This window comes from Delftia tsuruhatensis, from assembly GCF_903815225.1.
Taxonomy (GTDB): Bacteria; Pseudomonadota; Gammaproteobacteria; order Burkholderiales; family Burkholderiaceae_C; genus Comamonas; species Comamonas tsuruhatensis_A.
This window is the reverse complement of the sequence record NZ_LR813084.1, coordinates 5,355,320-5,374,980: the sequence shown is the minus strand read 5'-3', so window position 1 is coordinate 5,374,980 and position 19,661 is coordinate 5,355,320. Positions and strand designations below refer to the sequence as shown.

The window sequence follows — 19,661 nt, the reverse complement described above, 5'->3', positions numbered from 1 at the left end:
TTGAACCATGATTCTTGTCACAGGCGGCGCCGGCTTCATCGGCGCCAATTTCGTGCTGGACTGGCTGGCGGCCGGCGATGAGCCCGTGCTCAACGTGGACAAGCTCACCTACGCAGGCAATCTCAAGAGCCTGGACAGCCTCGGCGGCGATGCACGCCATGTCTTCGTGCAGGCCGACATCGGCGACGGCCAGACGCTGGCCCGCCTGCTGGCCGAGCACCAGCCGCGCGCCGTGGTCAACTTCGCGGCCGAAAGCCATGTGGACCGCTCCATCCACGGCCCCGAGGACTTCATCCAGACGAATGTGGTGGGCACGTTCCGCCTGCTCGAAGCCGTGCGCGGCTACTGGAGCGCGCTGGACGCCGGGCCCAGGCAGGCATTCCGCTTCCTGCATGTGTCCACCGATGAGGTCTACGGCAGCCTGGCCCCTGACGCCCCTGCCTTCACGGAAAACCACAACTACGAGCCCAACAGCCCGTATTCGGCCAGCAAGGCCGCCAGCGACCACCTGGTGCGCGCCTGGCACCACACCTACGGCCTGCCCGTGCTGACCACCAATTGCAGCAACAACTACGGCCCGCTGCATTTCCCCGAGAAGCTGATCCCGCTGATGATCGTCAACGCGCTGGCCGGCAAGCCGCTGCCCATCTATGGCGATGGCATGCAGGTGCGCGACTGGCTCTACGTGCGCGATCACTGCAGCGCCATCCGCCGCGTGCTGCAAGCCGGCGCCGTGGGCGAGACCTACAACGTGGGTGGCTGGAACGAGAAGCCCAACGTCGAGATCGTGAACACGGTCTGCGCGCTGCTCGACGAACTGCGCCCCAAGGCCGACGGCACGAGCTACCGCACGCAGATCACCTATGTGAAGGACCGTCCCGGCCACGACCGGCGCTATGCCATCGATGCGCGCAAGCTCGAACGCGAGCTGGGCTGGAAGCCTGCCGAGACCTTCGAGACCGGCATTCGCAAGACCGTGCAGTGGTACCTGGACAACCCTGAGTGGGTGGCCGACGTGCAGTCGGGCGCCTACCGCGAGTGGGTCAGCCGCCAGTACACGGACGGAGCGGGCGCATGAAGCTGCTGCTGCTGGGCAAGAACGGCCAGGTGGGCTGGGAGCTGCAGCGCAGCCTGGCGCCGCTGGGCGAGCTGATCGCACTGGACCGCAAGGGCGATGGCAGCGGCCAGGGCCTGTGCGGCGACCTGTCCCGCCCCGAGGAGCTGGCGCAGACCGTGCGCGCGCTGCGGCCCGACGTCATCGTCAACGCGGCGGCCCACACGGCCGTGGACAAGGCCGAGGGCGAGCCCGAGCAGGCCCGCCTGCTCAACGCGCTGGCGCCCCAGGTGCTGGCGCGCGAGGCGGCGGCCCTGGGGGCCCTGCTGGTTCACTACAGCACCGACTATGTCTTCGACGGCAGCGGCAGCGACGCGCGCGGCGAGGCCGAGGCCACGGCCCCGCTGTCGGTCTATGGCGGCAGCAAGCTCGAAGGCGAGCAGTTGATCCAGGCCTCGGGCTGCCGCCACCTGATCTTTCGCACCAGCTGGGTCTATGCGGCACGCGGCGGCAACTTCGCCAAGACCATGCTGCGGCTGGCCCAGGAGCGCGAGACGCTGAGCGTGATCGACGACCAGTGGGGTGCGCCGACCGGCGCGGACCTGATCGCCGACGTGACGGCCCATGCCATCCGCCAGGTGCAGCGGCAAGGCGGCGATGAAGGCCTGTACCACCTGGTCGCGGGGGGCGAGACCACCTGGCATGCCTACGCCAGCCACGTCATCGCCATGGCCCGGCAACTGGCGCCCGACCGTCCATGGACGGTCCGACAGATCCAGTCCGTTCCGACCACGGCCTTCCCCACCCCGGCGCGGCGCCCGCTCAATTCGCGCCTGGATACCGAACGCCTGCAACAGGTTTTCGGCCTGCGCCTGCCGCACTGGCAAGCCGGCGTGGACCGCATGCTGCAGGAAATCATCTGAGCGCGGCTGCGCGCTCCGAGAGGAATGACATGACCCATGACATGACCCCGCAACGCAAGGGCATCATCCTGGCGGGTGGCTCCGGCACCCGCCTGCATCCGGCCACGCTGGCCATCAGCAAGCAGCTGCTGCCGGTCTACGACAAGCCCATGATCTACTACCCGCTGAGCGCGCTCATGCTCGCGGGCATCCGTGAAATCCTCGTGATCAGCACGCCGCAGGACACGCCGCGCTTCGAGCAGTTGCTGGGCGACGGCTCGCAATGGGGCCTGAAGCTCGAATACGCGGTGCAGCCCAGCCCGGATGGCCTGGCCCAGGCCTTCCTGATTGCCGAGGATTTCCTGGCCGGCGCTCCCAGCGCCCTGGTGCTGGGCGACAACATCTTCTACGGCCATGACTTCCCCAGGCTGCTGGAACGCGCCCATGGCCGCGATGAGGGCGCGACGGTGTTCGCCTACCACGTGCAGGATCCGGAGCGCTATGGCGTGGCCGAGTTCGATGCCCAGGGCCGTGTGCTCTCCCTCGAGGAAAAGCCCCGGGAGCCCAGGAGCAACTACGCGGTCACGGGCCTGTATTTCTACGACGGCCAGGTCGTGGAACTGGCCAAGTCCATCAAGCCCTCGGCACGCGGCGAACTGGAGATCACCGACCTCAACCGTCTGTACCTGGAGCGCGGCCAGCTCAACGTGGAACTCATGGGGCGCGGCTACGCCTGGCTGGACACGGGCACGCACGACAGCCTGCTCGAAGCCGGCCAGTTCATCGCCACGCTGCAGCAGCGCCAGGGCCTGAAGGTGGCCTGCCCCGAGGAAATTGCCTACCGGCAGGGCTGGATCGACCCTGCCCAGCTCGAAAAGCTGGGCCAGGCACTGGCCAAGAACGGCTACGGCCAGTACCTGCTGCAGGTTCTCAAGGAAAAGGTGCACGCATGAAGGCGACTTCCCTGGCCATCCCCGAGGTGATGCTGATCGAACCCCAGGTCTTCGGCGACGCCCGTGGCTTCTTCCTCGAAAGTTTCAACCAGCAGGCCTTCAACGCGGCCACCGGCACCCGCTTCGAGTTCGTGCAGGACAACCACAGCCGCAGCAGGAAGGGCGTGCTGCGCGGCCTGCACTACCAGCTGCCGCCCCACGCCCAGGGCAAGCTCGTGCGCGTGGTGCGCGGCGCCGTGTTCGACGTGGCCGTGGACATCCGCAAGGGCTCACCGACCTTCGGCCAGTGGGTCGGAGCCGAGCTGACCGAGGACAACCACCGCCAGCTGTGGGTGCCGCCAGGCTTCGCGCACGGTTTCCTGGTGCTCAGCGATAGCGCGGACTTTCTCTACAAGACCACGGCCTACTATGCACCCCAGTCGGACCGCGGCGTGGCCTGGGACGATCCGGCCATCGCCGTGCAATGGCCGCAGCTCGACGTGGAACTGTCGCTGTCGGACAAGGACCGCAAGCAGCCTCTGCTGGCGGATGCCGAGCTGTAGGGTCGATTGCTGCGGCCCCGTGGATGGCTTCACAGCCATCCACGGGGAGGCGGCCCTGGCGCAGGAAGTTTCAGATCTGCTGGAAACGTCCGCTGATGCTCCAGGGAACTTCCATGGCAGCTTTTTCGGTGGCGCATGCCTGAGCGACGATACGAGGCCACCAGTGGACGAATTGCGCTGACAGTTCCCAATACTGCCTGCTTGCCCAGGACTTCTGCAACACGAAAACGGAAAGCCCATACTGGCGCAGAACCTGGCGCTCGGCGCCCTTTTGCTTGCGAAATCCATCTCGGGAAATGATGGTCCATCGTGCTCCCCGGTCCTGCCCCAGAGTGGTCAACCATGTGATGTCCTGGGTATCTGCGGGAAACAACTCCGTGAGGTGGACAACCTTATCGATATGCCCCGGCTCAAAGCGGTCTGCCCCCAAGCACGCAATGGCTGCCGCCAGGCTCGGCGGCATGTTCGCATCAAACAGAAAATTCAATGCTCGCTCCGCTTGAGTTCAAGCTCAAAGCGGATGGCTGCCTCCACCGCTCGTGGAGGCACTTTGTAGACGCGTGCTGTGATGGCCGCGGCTTGTGCGTCGCCGCCTTCGGCGAGATAGGAGGCCAACAGGATGCTGGTCGGCGTTCCGGTGGTTTCGATGATGGGGGCACCGAACTGGCGGCCTGGGTCGATGACGATGGGTGCCTTCTTTCCAGCGGGGTACCAGCGACTGGCCTGCTTCTCGCTTGCGTCATAGACGATGCCCTCGTACAGGGAAGGCTTGATGATGTCCTTGAAGACCGACTGCCTGCTTTTGAGATCCACCAGCGAGTTCTCGTGCGCTTCCTCGGACAGCGCTTCCGCGTAGATGGTCCTGCCATCTGTCCTGAAGCGCGGAATGGTCATGGGATGGGTGACCCCATAAAGCTCGCCGGCTGTCGTCAGGCAGCGGCGGATGACACTCAACGGAACGCCATGGCGCCTGAACTCCCGGATGAAACGCAACTCCAGCAGATCCCGGAAGCCAATGACCTTTTCATCAAAGTCCTCGTTGAACAGTTCGTGCGTCCACAGCGGCTGGCTGTACGTGCGCGACTGCGCCTCGCCTGGCGTCTTGCGGTAGTGGTAACCGAAGAGCCAGCGATGGATGTCCCGCGTCGGCACGTCAATGAGGCGCGATGCTTCCGGGACAGAATAGATGCCGGTTCCCTTGTACATAGCCGCACAAGTCTACTACGGATGCCATCGGGAACTGCTGCCTGTGGTCGCCTGAAAATCGTTGTGCCACAACGATTTACGCTCTTTCAAGAGAGTCTTGCACCTAGTCCGGCAGCACCCCGCCCGGCACGGCCTCGGCCAGGAAGCCCGCGATCAGTCGTGCCTGGCGGCGCTCGCGCAGGCAGTACAGGTACTCGGGCAGGCGCGGCACGGGGCCTGTGAAGGGCAGGACCACGATGTCGGGGTGGGCCGAGGCCTCATGCCGGGCGAAGACGCTGATTCCCATGGCGCGGATCACGGCCTCGCGTATGCCTTCCCGGCTGGCGATTTCCATCACGTGGCGCGGCGCCAGACCGGCGGCGGCCAGCATCTGTTCGGTCAGCTGGCGCGTCATCGATCCGCTTTCGCGCAGGATCAGCGTGTCGTGCACCAGGTCGCACGCCTGCACCTGGCTGCGCTGCGCCAGCCGGTGGCCGCGATGCACCACCAGGGCCAGCGGGTCCTGGCCCAGCTCCAGGCGCAGCAGGCGTGGATCGCTCTCCAGGTGGGATGAGGTCGCCAGGTCCACCTGGTAGTCCACCAGCGCCTGCACCATCTGGCGCGAGTTGCCGCCCACGATGGCGACTTCCACGCGCTCGAAGCGCTGCTGGTAGCGCTTGACGATGTCCAGCACGTAATAGGGCGCCGTCGCGCCGATGCGCAACTGGCCCTGGCTGGCATCGCCCGAATGACGCAGGGCCGACTCCAGCTGCACGGTCTGCAGCAGCAACTGCTCGACCAGGGGCAGCAGGCGCAGGCCCGCGTCGGTGATGGACAGGCGACCGCCTTGGCGATGGAACAGCTCCACGCCGTAGTGCTCCTCCAGCGTGCGGATCTGCGTGGTGACCGTGGGCTGGCTCAGGCGCAGCTGACGTGCGGCCTGCGTGATGCTGCCCAGGCGGGCGACCCAGAAAAAGGACTTGAGCTGCGTGACGAACATGGTGGAACGGGGCATGGATGCCCGGCGCCATTTCACCATGGAGCGGCGATGCCCGGGCGCACGGGTAACCCCCGGCACGGGCATCGGTCCGGCAACGGCACACTTCTTGCATACCAGTTTGCGTGCCAGTTTGTGTGCCAGTCATCTCCAAGAACCAAGGAGCGCATCGATGGATATCCGCAACCCGTCCCCCGGTCTCTACAACGAAGACCTGGCTCCCACCAGGGACCGCCGCTGGGGCGCCTTCAGCATCTTCAACGTCTGGACCTCGGACGTGCACAGCCTCTGGGGCTACTACCTGGCGGCCAGCCTGTTCCTGCTGTGCGGCAGCTTCGTCAACTTCCTGATCGCCATCGGCATCAGCTCGCTGGTCATCTTCTTTCTGATGAACCTGGTGGGCTACGCGGGCGAGAAGACGGGCGTGCCCTACCCGGTGCTGGCGCGTGCCTCGTTCGGCGTCTGGGGCGCGAATCTGGCGGCCCTGGTGCGCGCCATCGTGGCCTGCTTCTGGTACGGCGCGCAGACGGCGGCGGCCTCGGGCGCCATGGTGGCGCTGCTGGTGCGCAACGAGTCCCTGCTGTCCTTTCACCAGACCACGCACTGGCTGGGCCATTCGGGGCTGGAGGTGATCTGCTATGTGGTGATCTGGGGGCTGCAGCTGCTCATCATCCAGAAGGGCATGGAGACCGTGCGGCGATTCCAGGACTGGGCCGGGCCTGCCGTGTGGATTGCCATGCTGGTGCTGGCCATCGGCCTGTGCGTGAAGGCCGGCGGCTTCAGCTTCGACCACGGCATTCCCATGGACGTGCTGCTGGACAAGACCAGGGACGCGGGCGTCAGCGGGGCGCCGGGCAGCTTCTGGGCCCTGATGGCCGTGGGCGCCACCTGGATCACCTACTTCGCCGCGCTGTACCTGAACTTCTGCGACTTCTCGCGCTATGCGAAGAACAAGGAAGCGGTGGCCAGGGGCAACCTGTGGGGACTGCCGGTGAACCTGATCGCGTTCTCGCTGGTGGCGGGCATCACCACCATCGCGGCCTTCAAGGTCTATGGCGAGGTGCTGCTGCACCCCGAGCAGATCTCGGCCAAGTTCGACAGCTGGGTGCTGGCCCTGCTGGCCGCCGTCACCTTCGCCGTGGCCACGCTGGGCATCAACGTGGTGGCCAACTTCGTCTCGGCCGCGTTCGACATCTCCAACGTCTTTCCCCGGCGCATCGACTTCAAGCGCGGCGGCTACATCGCCGCGCTGATCGCGCTGGTCCTGTATCCGTTTGCACCATGGGAGGGCGGCGCCGCCCACTTCGTGAACGCCATCGGCGCCACCATGGGGCCACTGCTGGGCATCATCCTGGTGGACTACTACCTGGTGGCCAAGGGGAACATCAACGTGGCCGCGCTCTATGACGAGCATGGCGAATACCGCTACGAGGGCGGCTGGAACGTCAACGCGCTGATCGCCACCGGCATCGGCAGCGTGTTCTCCACCATTCTTCCCAACTTCACCCGCCTGCTGCCCGTGTGGTGGGGCACCTACGGCTGGTTCTTCGGCGTGCTGATCGGTGGTGGGGTGTACTGGGTGATGGCCACGCTGCGCCCGCGCCGCATTCCCGCAGCCACCTGAGGAGCCCGCCATGACCGAGCCGCAGGATGCACAGCCCACCGGGCCGGCGCTGATCGCCGAGCGCGTCATGCGCTCCATCGTCGAGCGCAAGCTGCGCCCCGGCGAACGCCTGGGCGAGAAGGAGCTGGCCGAGGTCTTCGGCGTGAGCCGCACCCTGGTGCGCGAGGCGCTGATGCAGCTGCAGGCGCGCGGCTTCGTCGAGGTGCGCTCGCGACAGGGCTGGTACGTGGTCGAGCCTTCGTTCGAGGAAGCCCAGGAAACCTATGCCGCGCGCCGCGTGCTGGAGCCCGGCCTGCTGCGCGACGCGGGCCGGCCCCTGCAGTCCGCCATACGCACGCTGCGCCAGCATGTGGCCCAGGAGCGCGGCGCCATCGCCGAGGCCGACAACGCCGGCCACCGCAGCGTGCTGCTGGCCGACTTCCACGTCTGCCTGGCGCGGCAGATGGGCAACCGCTTCCTCACGGCCATGATGGCCGACCTGTCGGCGCGCACCACCCTGGTGTCTGCCCTGTACCAGTCGCAGACCGAGGCCCGGCACTCCAACGCCGACCACGAAGCCATCGTCGATGCCCTGGCGGCCGGCGACATGGCGCGTGCCGAACAGCTCATGCGCGAGCACATCGACGCGCTGGCCGCGCGGCTGGACGAGAACCTCGCCCACCGTGCACGCCTGCAGGACCGGCTGCTGGATGCGCTGCAGCCGCAGATGGGGCCACGAAGAGGCTCCGGCAGGTAGCGGAGATGGGCGGGCTGGATGCACCCAAATCCGCCAATACCCGCTTCGCCGAATTTCCGCTGTGTGACACAGGCGTTTCACCTGCGCTTCCTACAGTGGGCGTCAGAGGTGGCCCGTCGGCCGCCTGCCGACGAACCCACCACGGAACCGCCACGCCATGCGCAACACTCTCGCCTCCTGGGGCCGCCGCCTCGCCATCGCCTCTGCGGCGCTGACCGTCGCCTCATTCGCCAGCCTGGCCCATGCCGCCAAGACCGAGCTGCTGGTCTACAGCGCGCTGGAGGCCGACCAGATCAAGGCCTACAAGACCGGCTTCGAGAAGGCCCATCCCGACATCGAGCTCAGGTTCGTGCGCGACAGCACGGGCATCATCACGGCCCGCCTGCTGGCCGAGAAGGCCAATCCCCAGGCCGACGTGGTCTGGGGCGTGGCCGCCACCTCGCTGATGCTGCTGGACAAGCAGGGCATGCTCCAGTCCTACGCGCCCAAGGGCCTGGACAAGGTGCGCGCCAACATGCGCGACCCGCGCCCCCAGCCGACCTGGGTGGGCATGGACCTGTGGTCCTCGGCCATCTGCTTCAACACCGTGGAGGCCGGCAAGCGCAAGCTGCCCGTGCCCGCGAGCTGGGCCGACCTGGTCAAGCCTGAATACAAGGGCACGGTCACCATGCCCCATCCCGCCTCCAGCGGCACGGGCTACCTGATGGTCGCCGCCTGGCTGCAGATCATGGGCGAGGACAAGGGCTGGGCCTTCATGGACGGCCTGCACCAGAACATCGGCGTCTACACCCACAGCGGCTCCAAGCCCTGCCGCCAGGCCGGCGCGGGCGAGTTTCCCGTGGGCCTGAGCTTCGAGTACCGCGCCAGCAAGACCAAGAAGGACGGCGCGCCCATCGATATCGTGTTTCCCAAGGAGGGTCTGGGCTGGGACGTGGAGGCCACGGCCATCCTCAAGACCAGCAAGAAGCAGGAAGCCGCCAAGGCCCTGGCCGACTGGGCCGTCACGCCCGAGGCCAACAAGCTGTATGCGGCCAACTTCGCCGTGCTGGCCCTGCCCGAGGCGCAGGAGAAGCTGGAGTTCATTCCTGCCGACCTCGAAAAGCGGTTGGCGAAGAACGACTTCGATTGGGCTGCCGCCAACCGCGACCGCATCCTGGCCGAGTGGAGCCGCCGTTACGAAAGCAAATCGGAAAAGAAGTAAGTCGAGGGCCACGCCATGCTGCGCATAGACCATATCGCCAAGCGCTACCGCGAGCAGCAGGTGCTGCGGGGCATTGACCTGAGCGTGGAGGCCGGTGAGTTCGTGAGCCTGCTGGGGCCTTCGGGCTGCGGCAAGACCACGCTGCTGCGCATCGTCTGCGGCATCGACATGCCGGATGAGGGCAGGGTGCTGTTCGAGGGCGAGGACATCACGCGCTGGCCGGCCGCGCGGCGCGGCTTTGGCGTGGTGTTCCAGAGCTACGCGCTGTTTCCCAACCTCACGGCCGCGCAGAACGTGGCGTTCGGGCTCAAGGGGCAGCCTTCGGGTCAGGCGCGCGAGCGCGTGGCCGAGATGCTGTCCCTGGTGGGCCTGGGCGCACAGGCCCAGCGCTACCCGGCCCAGCTGTCGGGTGGCCAGCAGCAGCGCGTGGCCCTGGCCCGCGCGCTGGCGCCCCGGCCGCGCCTGCTGCTGCTGGACGAGCCGCTGTCCGCGCTCGATGCCCAGGTGCGCACCGAGCTGCGCAGCGAGATCCGCCAGTTGCAGCGCCAGCTGGGCATTGCCTGCATCATGGTCACGCATGACCAGGAAGAGGCCTTGTCCATGGCCGACCGCGTGGTGCTCATGCACCAGGGCCGCATCGAGCAGCAAGGCTCGCCCGAGCAGCTCTATGCCCGGCCCGTGAGCCGGTTCGCGGCCGGCTTCGTGGGCCGCATGAACCTGCTGCCGGCCACAGCCGAATCGGCGGACCAGGTGCGTATCGGCGAGGCCAGCCTGCGCTGCGCGCTGGCCGGCTTCGAGCCTGGCGCTGCCCTGCTGGTGGGCGTGCGGCCCGAGAGCGTGGTGCTGCACCCGGCCCAGCCCACGGCATTGCCCAACCTGTTCCGCGCCCGCGTGGCGGAGACCTCCTTCCTGGGATCGATGGCCCTGGTGCGCCTGTTCAGCCCCACCCTGCAATGCCAGATCGACGCCCAGTGGCCGCTGCGCCACGACGTGGGACTGCCCGACTGGCTGCAGGGCGAGGTGCTGATGGAGCTGCCCGCCGCCGCGCTGCAGCCGCTGGCGGCGCCCGACGCGAGGAAGGCCGCATGAGCGCGCATCCCATGGACACGGCCATTTCCGTGCCTGTGCCCGTGCACGTGCCGGCGGACCGCTCCGTTCCGGTGCGCCGCAGCGCGCCTGCAGGGCCCGTGCGTCCGCGGGAGCGCAGCGCAGGCTGGGAGCGCTGGTGGCTGGGCGCCCTGGTGCTGGCTGCCCTGGCCTGGCTGCTGGCCACCATCGCCCTGCCCGTGGCCAGCCTGCTGGGCCGCAGCTTCCGGGACGATGCCGGCCACTTCACGGGCCTGGCCCAGTTCATCGCCTATGCGCGCACATCGGGCGTGGCGCGGTCGCTGTTCAACAGCCTGTGGCTGTCGGCCGCCAGCAGCACGGTCTGCGTGCTGCTGGCCTATGCCTACGCCTACGGCGTGGTGCGCAGCTGCATGCCGCTGGCGCGCTGGTTCCGCGCCCTGGCCCTGGTGCCGCTGCTGGCACCTTCGCTGCTGATGGCCATCAGCCTGATCTACCTGTTCGGCAGCCAGGGCCTGCTCAAGGGCTGGCTGCTCGGCGGATCGGCCTATGGGCCCTTCGGCATCATCGTGGGCTCGGTGCTCTGGACCTTCCCGCATGCGCTGATGATCCTGTGCACCACGCTGGCCTCGGGCGATGCGCGCCTGTACGAAGCCGCCGCCACGCTGGGCGCCAGCCGCTGGCGCAGTTTCCGCGAGGTCACGCTGCCGGCCAGCCGCTACGGGCTGATGATTTCCTGGATCGTGGTCTTCGTGCTCGTGGTCACGGATTTCGGCGTGCCCAAGGTCATCGGCGGGAACACGGCCATGCTGGCCACCGACATCTACAAGCAGGTCATCGGCCAGCACAGGCTGTCCATGGGTGCCGTGGTGGCCATGCTGCTGCTGGTGCCTGCCGGCCTGGCCTTCGCGGCCGAGCGCCATCTGCGCGCACGCCAGGCGGCCACCATGGGTGTGCGCTCTGTGCCGCTGGTGCCCCAGCCCCATGCGCCGCTGGACCGCGCTCTGTTCGCCTATTGCGCACTGGTGGCGCTGGCGCTGCTGGTCGTGATGGGAACGGCCGTGATGGCCTCGCTGGTCAGCTACTGGCCCTACGACCTCAGGCTGAGCTTCAAGAACTACCGCTTCGACATGATGGATGGTGGTGGCTGGGCCAGCTACGGCAACTCGCTGTCCATGGCACTGGCCACGGCGGTGCTGGGCGCGGCGCTGAGCTTCCTGACGGCCTACCTGGTCGCCAAGCCCGTGCACTGGGCGCGCACACGCCAGTGGCTGCATGCCGTGGCCACGCTGCCCATGGCGGTGCCGGGGCTGGCGCTGGGCCTGGGCTACATCCTGTTCTTCAACGCCCAGGGCAATCCGCTGCATTTCCTGTACGGCAGCCTGTCCATCCTGGTGCTGTGCACGGTGGCGCATTTCTTCTCGGTGGCCCACATCACCCAGCTGGCCGCGCTGCAGCAGCTGGACGCCGAGTACGAGCGCGTGGCCGATTCCATGGGCGTGGCCTTCTGGACGCTGCTGTGGCGCGTGCACCTGCCCGTGTGCCTGCCGGTGGTGATGCAGGTGGCCGGCTATTTCTTCGTCAATGCCATGACCACCGTGTCGGCCGTGGTCTTCCTGTACGCGCCCGAGACGACGCTGGCCTCGGTGGCGGTGCTGGCCATGGACGACGCGGGCGACACCGCGCCCGCGGCCGCCATGGCCACGCTGATCTTCGCCACGGCGGCGCTGGGCCGGCTGCTGATCGCCGCGCTCGATGCCTGGGTGCAGCGACGCACGCAGCGCTGGCGCCAGCGCTGATTTCCCCTTTCTGTCCCTTTCATCCTTTCCCATGAAGAACTACAACCTGATCGTGGTGGGGGCCGGCATTGTCGGCCTGGCCCACGCCTATGCGGCCGCGCGCCGTGGCCGCAGCGTGCTCGTCATCGAGCGCGACGCGGCCTGCATCTCGGCTTCCATCCGCAACTTCGGCTTCGTCACCGTCACGGGCCAGCAGGCCGGCGCCCACTGGCAGCGTGCCATGCGCTCGCGCGACACCTGGGCCGAGATCGCGCCCCAGGCCGGCATCGAGGTCGTGCACCGCGGCCTGTGGCTGACGGCGCGCCGCGCCAGCGCCGAGGCCGTGGTCCATGCCTTCCTGAGCACCGAGATGGGCGAGCGTTGCGAGCTGCTCACGCCGGCCGAGGCCGCCGAACGCCACCCGGCGCTGCGCACCGAAGACCTCAGCGCCGTGCTCTACAGCCCGCATGAACTGCGCGTGGAGTCGCGCACGGCCATCCCCCGGCTGGCGCGGTGGCTGGAGCAGGCGCTGGGCGTGGATTTCCGCTTTGGCGAAGCCGTGCTCGAAGTGGCCGCGCCGCTGGTGCGCAGCGCGCGTGCCAGCTACCGTGCGGAACGCGTCGTGGTCTGCAACAACGCCGATCCGGGCGGCCTGTTCGCCGGGCTGTGGGCGCCTCACCGCATCCAGCTGTGCCAGCTGCAGATGCTGCGCGTGCGGCCGCAGGCCGGCTTCAGGCTCCAGGGCTCGGTCATGGGCGATCTGAGCATGGTGCGCTACGAGGGCTACAGCGCCCTGCCCGAGGCCGCAGCGCTGCGCGCCGAACTGGAGCGGCAGGAGGGCGAGAGCCTGGCCCACGGCATCCACCTGATCGCCGTGCAAAGCGCCGATGGCAGCCTGGTCGTGGGCGACTCCCACCACTACGGCGCCGCGCCCCAGCCCTTCGCCAGCGAGGCCGTGGACCAGCTGATGCTGCGCCACATGCAAGAGGCCCTGCGACTGCGCGATGCCCAGGTGGTGGAGCGCTGGGTGGGTGTCTATCCCAGCGCGCCCGACGCGCCTTGCAGGGTGCATGCGCCCGACGAGGCCACGCGCGTGGTGGCCGTCACGGGCGGGTCGGGTGCCAGCACGGCCTTTGGCCTGGCCGAGGAGGTGTGGAGCGCATGGTGAGCGGCGGATGCATTACTTGCCGAACATCACCCACAGCAGCGCCAGCACCAGGACCGTGGCCAGCACGGCCAGCGTGATCTTGAGGGCGCTGTAGGGGCGCTCCCCGGCGATCTGGCCCGTGTAGCCGTTGGCCACGATCTGGAAGGTCTTGCTGCCGTAGGTGTAGCCGACCAGCCAGACCGGCACGAGGATGTGCTTGAAGGTGCGGCCCTGGTAGTCACGCTGCATCTGCAGGTTGCGATAGGTGTCGCCGGGCACCTGGCGCGCGCACAGGGCGCGCAGCTGTTCGTCCATGTCCTGCTCGTTGAGCCGTGCGGCCTTGCCCAGGTCGATCTGGTAGCGCTCCACGGTCCAGCCGCGCACGAACTCGGGGGTGTAGGGCTTGAGGTCGGTGGTGGTGGGAAAGGGCTCGACCTGGCGCAGCAGGTTGCCATGCACGCCCACGGTGCCGGGCACCAGCTCGTCGTCGAAGAAATGCGCCAGGCTCCCCGAGGCCGGCTCCCAGCGCACATGGCGCACCTGGCGCGTCTGCGTGTTGCCGTTGCTGTCGCGGTAGGTCTCGGTGGTGTAGTAGTAGTACCCTGCTTCGGCCCACCAGTCGGCATTGGCATGGGCGTCGAAGGTCCAGTAGGGCAGGTAGACGCCGTGCAGCGTGTCGGTCAGCGCGGCGGACTTCAGGCGGTTGGGCGCGAACCAGCGGCTGCCGTACCACTGGCGTATGCGGTCGCGGATCTGGCCGTCGCTGATCTTGAAGGGCAGGATGCTCTGCGGCGTGATGGCATCGCCCTGGTCCTCGTGGGCCACGATGGCGGGTGAGCCGCAGAAGTCGCAGCGCTGGGCCACGGTACGGTTCACGAAGACCGAGATCGCCCTGCAGTTCTGGCACTGGACCTCGTAGCGGTCCTTGGTGCCCCAGCCCCGGCCGGCCTTGGGGTTGCGCAGTGCCTCGGCCAGGTCCTGCTCCACGACGTCGCGGCCCAGTTCCTCGCGCGTTTCCTCGCTCCAGGGCACGGTGGTGCCGCAGTACGGGCATTTGAGCGCCTGGGCCTGGGCATTCCATTCGAGGTTGGCGCCGCATTCGGGACAGGGGTGCTTGCGCACCATGGCGGGCGCGGCGGCGGCAGCCTCCCAGGAGCCGGAGGCGGGAGTGGAGGAAGAACGGGGGGAGGGCGCGCTCACGGCATCGGTCCTGAAAAACGGGATGCGGCGCCAGGCGGGGCCTGGCGCCGCAAGGGCTCACACCACGCGGGAATCAGCCGCGCAGGAAGTCGTCGAGTGCCGCCTGGGCGATGCGCCACTGGCTGCCGATCTGGCGTGCCTTGAGGTTGCCGGCCTGGATCTCGGCCAGCACATCGGCCTCGCTGACGCCCAGCACCTGGGCGGCCTGGGCGGGAGTCAGCACCTGAAGCCCGCCAGCGGCAGGTGCGGCCGGCGCCTGGGCCGCCTGGGCGGCGGCGGGCGAGAACGGATCGGACGCCGGGGCCTGGCCGGCAGGCGCGCCGCCGCCCTGCATGCTCTTCATCATCTCCTGCGCCATGCCGAAGCCCATGGCCATGGTGGCGGGCAGGGTGGCCGCGGCGGCACCTTCGCCACCTGTCGTCATGGCCTGGCCCATCTGGTACTTGACGTAGTCGTTGAGGTTGCCGATGGCCGTCATGCTGGAGCGCTTGTCGATGGCCTGCTCCACCTCGGGCGGCACGGAGACGTTCTCCAGCACGAAGCTGGTGATCTCCAGGCCGTACTTCTCGGTCATGGCCGGGTTGATCAGGGGCAGCAGCGCGTCGCCCAGCTCGCCATAGCGCTGGGCCACGTCCAGCACGGGCACCCGGGCCTTGGCCAGCGATTCGGTGAAGACGCTGATGATGCGCGAGCGCATGGTGTCGGCGAATTCGTCGATGCGGAAGTTCTGGTCCGTGCCGGCCACTTCCTTGAGGAACCTGGCGGGCTCGACGATGCGGAAGTCATAGGTGCCGAAGGCGCGCAGTCGCACGGCGCCGAAGTCCTGGTCGCGCACCATCACGGGGTTGGAGGTGCCCCACTTGTTGCCCGTGAACAGCCGCGTGTTGATGAAGTAGACATCGCACTTGAACGGCGAGTTGAAGCCGTACTTCCAGCCCTGGATGGTGGACAGGACGGGGATGTTCTGCGTGGCCAGGGTGTGCTTGCCGGGGCCGAACAGGTCGGCGTACTGGCCGGCGGAGACGAACTGCACCTGCTGCGACTCGCGCACGATCAGCTGGGCGCCGTTCTTGATTTCCTTGTCGTCGTCGGGCCAGCGGTAGGAGAGCGTGTCGCGCGAGTCATCGGTCCACTCGATGATCTCTATCAGTTGCTTGGTGATGATGTTCATCAGGTTCATGGCAGGCTCCGAAGCGGTGGTGGTCCACGGAAAAAGGCAATCGCCCATTCTAGGGCGTGCCTGTGGCGGCGGGTTGGCGGCAGGCGGCTGCGGTCGTGTGCAAATTGTTAAAAAGGTGAGCTGCAGGCGCTTGCGGGCATGCGGTTTCGAGGTCGAGCCAGGGCGATGCCGGGGGCCACGGTGCGCAGGGGCGGGCGCCGCCTTAAAATCGTCGTTTGCGCGGCGCAGGCCGCCTCTCATTCACCGGCGCGGCCCCGGCCCGCGTGCGACGCCTGAAACAAGTCATGCTCACTTTCCAACAAATCATCCTCAAGCTGCAGTCCTACTGGGCCGACCAGGGCTGCGCGCTGCTCCAGCCCTATGACATGGAAGTGGGCGCGGGCACCTCGCACACCGGCACCTTCCTGCGCGCGCTGGGCCCCGAGCCCTGGAAGGCCGCCTACGTGCAGCCCAGCCGCCGTCCCAAGGACGGCCGCTACGGCGACAACCCCAACCGCCTGCAGCACTACTACCAGTTCCAGGTGGTGCTCAAGCCCGCGCCCGACAACATCCTGGAGCTGTACCTGGGCTCGCTCGAAGCCCTGGGCTTCGATCTCAGGAAGAACGACATCCGCTTCGTCGAGGACGACTGGGAGAACCCCACGCTGGGCGCCTGGGGCCTGGGCTGGGAAGTCTGGCTCAACGGCATGGAGGTGACCCAGTTCACCTACTTCCAGCAGGTCGGCGGCATCGACTGCAAGCCCGCCACGGGCGAGATCACCTATGGCCTGGAGCGCCTGGCCATGTACCTGCAGGGCGTGGACAACGTCTACAACCTGACCTGGACCGACGGCCTGAGCTATGGCGACGTCTACCACCAGAACGAGGTGGAGCAGTCCACCTACAACTTCGAGCATTCGGACGCGGATTTCCTGTTCACGGCCTTTGGCGCCCATGAGAAGCAGGCCGTCCACCTGATCGACGAGCAGCTGGCGCTGCCGGCCTACGAGCAGGTGCTCAAGGCCGCCCACACCTTCAACCTGCTGGATGCGCGCGGCGCCATCAGTGTGACCGAGCGTGCCGCCTACATCGGCCGCATCCGCAACCTGGCCCGTGCCGTGGCCAAGGCCTACCTGGACAGCCGCGCGCGCCTGGGCTTCCCCATGGCGCCCAGGGCCCATGCCGACGAAGTGCTGGCCGAGCTGGCCAAGGCCGCCGAACAACAGGGCAAGAAGGCCGCCTGAGGCTGCAGCTCGCCGCCGCGAAAGAACACCTGACCATGAACGCATCGAATCTTCTTGTTGAACTGTTTGTCGAAGAGCTGCCCCCGAAGGCGCTGCAAAAGCTGGGCGACGCCTTTGCCGGCGTGCTGTTCGAGCAGCTCAAGGCCCAGGGCCTGCTGGCTTCCAGCGAGGCGCGCCTGACGGCCTATGCCTCGCCGCGCCGCCTGGCCGCCCACATCACCGAAGTCCTGCCCCAGGCCGAGGACAAGGCCGTCTCGCAAAAGCTCATGCCCGTCTCCGTGGGCCTGGATGCCGAAGGCAGGCCTACGCCGGCACTGCTCAAGAAGCTGGCTGCCCTGGGCGCTGGTGAAGAGGCCGTGGCCGGCCTGACCCGCCAGGGCGAAGGCAAGGCCGAAGCCCTGTTCCACGCCTCCACCGTGCGCGGCGTGCTGCTGGCCGACGGCGTGCAGAAGGCGCTGGACGAAGCCATTGCCCGGCTGCCCATTCCCAAGGTCATGCGCTACCAGCTGGCCGATGGCTGGAGCAGCGTGAACTTCGTGCGCCCGGCCCATGGCCTGGTGGTGCTGCACGGCACCGAGGTGCTGATCGGCGTCAAGGCCCTGGGCCTGACGGCCGGCCCGGCCACGCATGGCCACCGCTTCGAGGCGGCCGTGGACCCGGTGGTCATCCGCTGCGCGGACGACTATGCCGAGCAGCTGCGCGAGGAAGGCGCCGTCATCGCCGGCTTTGCCGAGCGCCGCGCCGAGATCGCGCGCCAGCTGCAGGCCGCCGCCGAGCGCGTGGGCGGTGGCGTGCGCCCCATCGAGGATGAGGCCCTGCTGGACGAAGTCACGGCCCTGGTCGAGCGTCCCAACGTGCTGGTCTGCGAATTCGAGAAGGAGTTCCTGGACGTGCCGCAGGAATGCCTGATCCTGACCATGAAGGCCAACCAGAAGTATTTCCCGCTGCTGGATGCCGCAGGCAAGCTGACCCATCAGTTCCTGGTGGTCAGCAACATCAGCCCGCAGGACGCCAGCGCCGTCGTCGGCGGCAACGAGCGCGTGGTGCGCCCGCGCCTGGCCGATGCCAAGTTCTTCTTCGACCAGGACCGCAAGAAGACCCTGGCCTCGCGCGTGGACGGTCTGGGCAAGGTGGTCTACCACAACAAGCTCGGCACCCAGGGCGAGCGCGTGGAGCGCGTGCGCTCCATCGCCAAGAGCATTGCCCGCCAGCTGGGCGACACGGGCCTGGCCCAGCAGGCCGACCTGGCCGCGCAACTGGCCAAGACCGACCTCGTGACCGACATGGTGGGCGAGTTCCCCGAGCTGCAGGGCACCATGGGCCGCTACTACGCGCTCAACGACGGCCTGGACACGGCCGTGGCCGATGCCATCGAGGACCACTACAAGCCGCGCTTCGCGGGCGACGAGCTGCCGCGCGGCAACGCCGGCGTGGTCGTGGCCCTGGCCGACAAGCTGGAAACCCTGGTGGGCATGTTCGGCATCGGCAACCTGCCCACGGGCGACCGCGATCCGTTCGCGCTGCGCCGCCATGCGCTGGGCGTGATCCGCATGCTGGTCGAGAAGGACCTGGCCCTGGACCTGGAGACCCTGCTGGTCAGCGTGCTGCCCGCCTTTGGCGACAAGATCGAGGACGCCACGCCCCAGCTGGCCGACTTCATCTATGACCGCCTGGCCGGCAACCTGCGCGAGCAAGGCTTCTCGGCCCAGGAAGTGGACTCCGTGCTGGCCCTGCGCCCGCAGCGCCTGTCCGACGTGCAAAAGCGCCTGGAGGCCGTGCGCGCCTTCGGCGAGCTGCCCGAGGCGCCGGCCCTGGCCGCCGCCAACAAGCGCGTGGGCAACATCCTCAAGAAGGCGGACCAGGCCGTGCAGGCTCAGGTCGATGCGGCCGTGCTGGCCGAAGCCGCCGAAAAGGACTTGTACGCCGCGCTGCAATCGGTGGCGCCCAAGGCGCAGCAGCAGTTCGCCGCCGGCGACTACACCGCCAGCCTGCAGACCCTGGCCGCGCTGCGCGCGCCGGTCGATGCCTTCTTCGAGCATGTGATGGTCAATGCCGAGGACCCGGCGCTCAAGGCCAACCGCCTGGGCCTGCTGGCCACGCTGCACGAAGCCATGAACCAGGTCGCCGACCTGTCGCGCCTGGCCTCCTGATCCCGTGGCGGCCTGTGCCGCCCGGGCCCGCGTCTTCCTTCCTGGGACCCGACCATGAAAATTGCGATCCTGGACCGTGACGGCACCCTCAACCAGACTGGCGAGGAGGGCTTCATCGGCTCCGCCGAGGCCTGGAAGGCCCAGCCGGGCGCACTCGAAGCCGTGGCGCGTCTGAACCGCGCGGGCTGGCATGTGGTGGTGGCCACCAACCAGCCGGGACTGGGCCGTGGCCTGTTCGATGTGACCGAGCTCAATGCCGTGCACGCGCGCATGCACCGCGAGATGGCGGCTGCCGGTGCGCGCGTGGACGCCGTGTTCTACTGCCCCCATGCACCGGACGAGGAATGCCATTGCCGCAAGCCCGGCACGGCGCTGTTCGAGCAGATCGCCGAGCGCTTCGGCGTCGAGGGGCACCAGCTGTGGGTCATCGGCTCCTGTGTCGCCCACCTGCAGGCCGGCTCGGCCATGGGCGCGCGCCTGCACCTGGTCTGCACGGGCGCCAGCGCCGGAGTGGCGCTGGATGGCGCGCTGCCGCCGGGCCTGCCGTCCGGCACGCAGCGCCATGCCAGCCTGGCCGCGCTGGCCGATGCCATCATCCCGCCTGGTGCCGCGCCAGCGCCCTGAACGGCGCCTGGTCACGCGTGGCTTGCGCACAATGCTATCTTTGTGAGTTCCGATTCCCGAGGGCGCGAGGCCCGGGCCTGCCGCCCGGTCCCCGCGCCGC

General features: G+C 68.1%; 18 protein-coding genes. 13 read left to right on the top strand and 5 right to left on the bottom strand.

The features are described from left to right. Positions 1-7 precede the first annotated feature (7 nt). Genes rfbB through rfbC form a run of 4 tightly spaced genes read left to right on the top strand, consistent with a single transcriptional unit; the run spans position 8 to position 3,451 of the window. Complete coding sequence (rfbB, locus tag L1Z78_RS24490) at positions 8-1,078, top strand: dTDP-glucose 4,6-dehydratase (protein WP_234638932.1); 1,071 nt, start codon at positions 8-10, stop codon at positions 1,076-1,078. After that, a complete protein-coding gene (gene rfbD / locus L1Z78_RS24485) occupies positions 1,075-1,977 on the top strand; it encodes a dTDP-4-dehydrorhamnose reductase (RefSeq protein WP_234638931.1) in 903 nt (300 codons plus the stop codon). The genes rfbB and rfbD overlap by 4 nt, the downstream gene beginning before the upstream one ends. A gap of 41 nt (positions 1,978-2,018) precedes the next feature. Next, positions 2,019-2,909 (top strand): glucose-1-phosphate thymidylyltransferase RfbA, encoded by an 891-nt coding sequence (rfbA, locus tag L1Z78_RS24480; protein WP_234638930.1) that lies wholly within the window; start codon positions 2,019-2,021, stop codon positions 2,907-2,909. After that, positions 2,906-3,451, top strand: coding sequence for a dTDP-4-dehydrorhamnose 3,5-epimerase (rfbC, locus tag L1Z78_RS24475; protein ID WP_234638929.1), 546 nt, complete (start codon positions 2,906-2,908; stop codon positions 3,449-3,451). The genes rfbA and rfbC overlap by 4 nt, the downstream gene beginning before the upstream one ends. Positions 3,452-3,521: 70 nt before the next feature. Here rfbC and L1Z78_RS24470 read toward each other — a convergent pair whose 3' ends face one another. From L1Z78_RS24470 to L1Z78_RS24460, 3 genes are all read right to left on the bottom strand, one after another. Continuing rightward, entirely contained in the window at positions 3,522-3,938 is a 417-nt protein-coding gene (locus L1Z78_RS24470) for a hypothetical protein (protein WP_234638928.1), read from the bottom strand. Then, positions 3,935-4,657, bottom strand: coding sequence for a DUF433 domain-containing protein (locus L1Z78_RS24465; RefSeq protein WP_234638927.1), 723 nt, complete (start codon positions 4,655-4,657; stop codon positions 3,935-3,937). The genes L1Z78_RS24470 and L1Z78_RS24465 overlap by 4 nt, the downstream gene beginning before the upstream one ends. A 103-nt stretch (positions 4,658-4,760) precedes the next feature. Continuing rightward, positions 4,761-5,636 carry a LysR substrate-binding domain-containing protein gene (locus tag L1Z78_RS24460; RefSeq protein WP_234642256.1) on the bottom strand — a complete coding sequence of 292 codons (876 nt, stop codon included), beginning with the start codon at positions 5,634-5,636 and terminating at the stop codon, positions 4,761-4,763. A 169-nt stretch (positions 5,637-5,805) separates the two neighbouring features. On the opposite strand from L1Z78_RS24460, the gene L1Z78_RS24455 reads away from it, so the two are divergent. From L1Z78_RS24455 to L1Z78_RS24430, 6 genes are all read left to right on the top strand, one after another. Then, a complete protein-coding gene (locus tag L1Z78_RS24455) occupies positions 5,806-7,257 on the top strand; it encodes an NCS1 family nucleobase:cation symporter-1 (protein ID WP_234638926.1) in 1,452 nt (483 codons plus the stop codon). A gap of 10 nt (positions 7,258-7,267) precedes the next feature. Continuing rightward, complete coding sequence (locus tag L1Z78_RS24450; protein WP_234638925.1) at positions 7,268-7,993, top strand: GntR family transcriptional regulator; 726 nt, start codon at positions 7,268-7,270, stop codon at positions 7,991-7,993. Between the two features lie 157 nt (positions 7,994-8,150). Further along, the gene (locus L1Z78_RS24445; RefSeq protein WP_234638924.1) at positions 8,151-9,194 is read left to right on the top strand and encodes a putative 2-aminoethylphosphonate ABC transporter substrate-binding protein; all 1,044 of its coding nucleotides are present in this window, start codon (positions 8,151-8,153) and stop codon (positions 9,192-9,194) included. A 15-nt stretch (positions 9,195-9,209) separates the two neighbouring features. After that, a complete protein-coding gene (locus L1Z78_RS24440) occupies positions 9,210-10,283 on the top strand; it encodes an ABC transporter ATP-binding protein (protein WP_234638923.1) in 1,074 nt (357 codons plus the stop codon). After that, positions 10,280-12,058: a putative 2-aminoethylphosphonate ABC transporter permease subunit gene (locus tag L1Z78_RS24435; protein WP_234638922.1), complete on the top strand. Its 1,779-nt coding sequence runs from the start codon at positions 10,280-10,282 to the stop codon at positions 12,056-12,058. The genes L1Z78_RS24440 and L1Z78_RS24435 overlap by 4 nt, the downstream gene beginning before the upstream one ends. A 31-nt stretch (positions 12,059-12,089) precedes the next feature. After that, positions 12,090-13,205: a TIGR03364 family FAD-dependent oxidoreductase gene (locus tag L1Z78_RS24430; protein WP_234638921.1), complete on the top strand. Its 1,116-nt coding sequence runs from the start codon at positions 12,090-12,092 to the stop codon at positions 13,203-13,205. Positions 13,206-13,217: 12 nt separating this feature from the next. Here L1Z78_RS24430 and L1Z78_RS24425 read toward each other — a convergent pair whose 3' ends face one another. Further along, positions 13,218-14,384, bottom strand: coding sequence for a zinc ribbon domain-containing protein (locus tag L1Z78_RS24425; protein ID WP_234638920.1), 1,167 nt, complete (start codon positions 14,382-14,384; stop codon positions 13,218-13,220). A gap of 73 nt (positions 14,385-14,457) precedes the next feature. Next, complete coding sequence (locus tag L1Z78_RS24420) at positions 14,458-15,564, bottom strand: SPFH and helix-turn-helix domain-containing protein (RefSeq protein ID WP_234638919.1); 1,107 nt, start codon at positions 15,562-15,564, stop codon at positions 14,458-14,460. Between the two features lie 284 nt (positions 15,565-15,848). On the opposite strand from L1Z78_RS24420, the gene glyQ reads away from it, so the two are divergent. The 3 genes from glyQ to L1Z78_RS24405 are packed head-to-tail and all read left to right on the top strand — an operon-like array spanning position 15,849 to position 19,561. Then, positions 15,849-16,787 carry a glycine--tRNA ligase subunit alpha gene (gene glyQ / locus L1Z78_RS24415; RefSeq protein ID WP_234638918.1) on the top strand — a complete coding sequence of 313 codons (939 nt, stop codon included), beginning with the start codon at positions 15,849-15,851 and terminating at the stop codon, positions 16,785-16,787. 35 nt (positions 16,788-16,822) lie between these two features. Continuing rightward, positions 16,823-18,937, top strand: a complete 2,115-nt coding sequence (gene glyS, locus L1Z78_RS24410) for a glycine--tRNA ligase subunit beta (RefSeq protein ID WP_234638917.1) — start codon at positions 16,823-16,825, stop codon at positions 18,935-18,937. Positions 18,938-18,991: 54 nt separating this feature from the next. Beyond that, entirely contained in the window at positions 18,992-19,561 is a 570-nt protein-coding gene (locus L1Z78_RS24405; RefSeq protein WP_234638916.1) for a D-glycero-alpha-D-manno-heptose-1,7-bisphosphate 7-phosphatase, read from the top strand. Positions 19,562-19,661 lie beyond the last annotated feature (100 nt).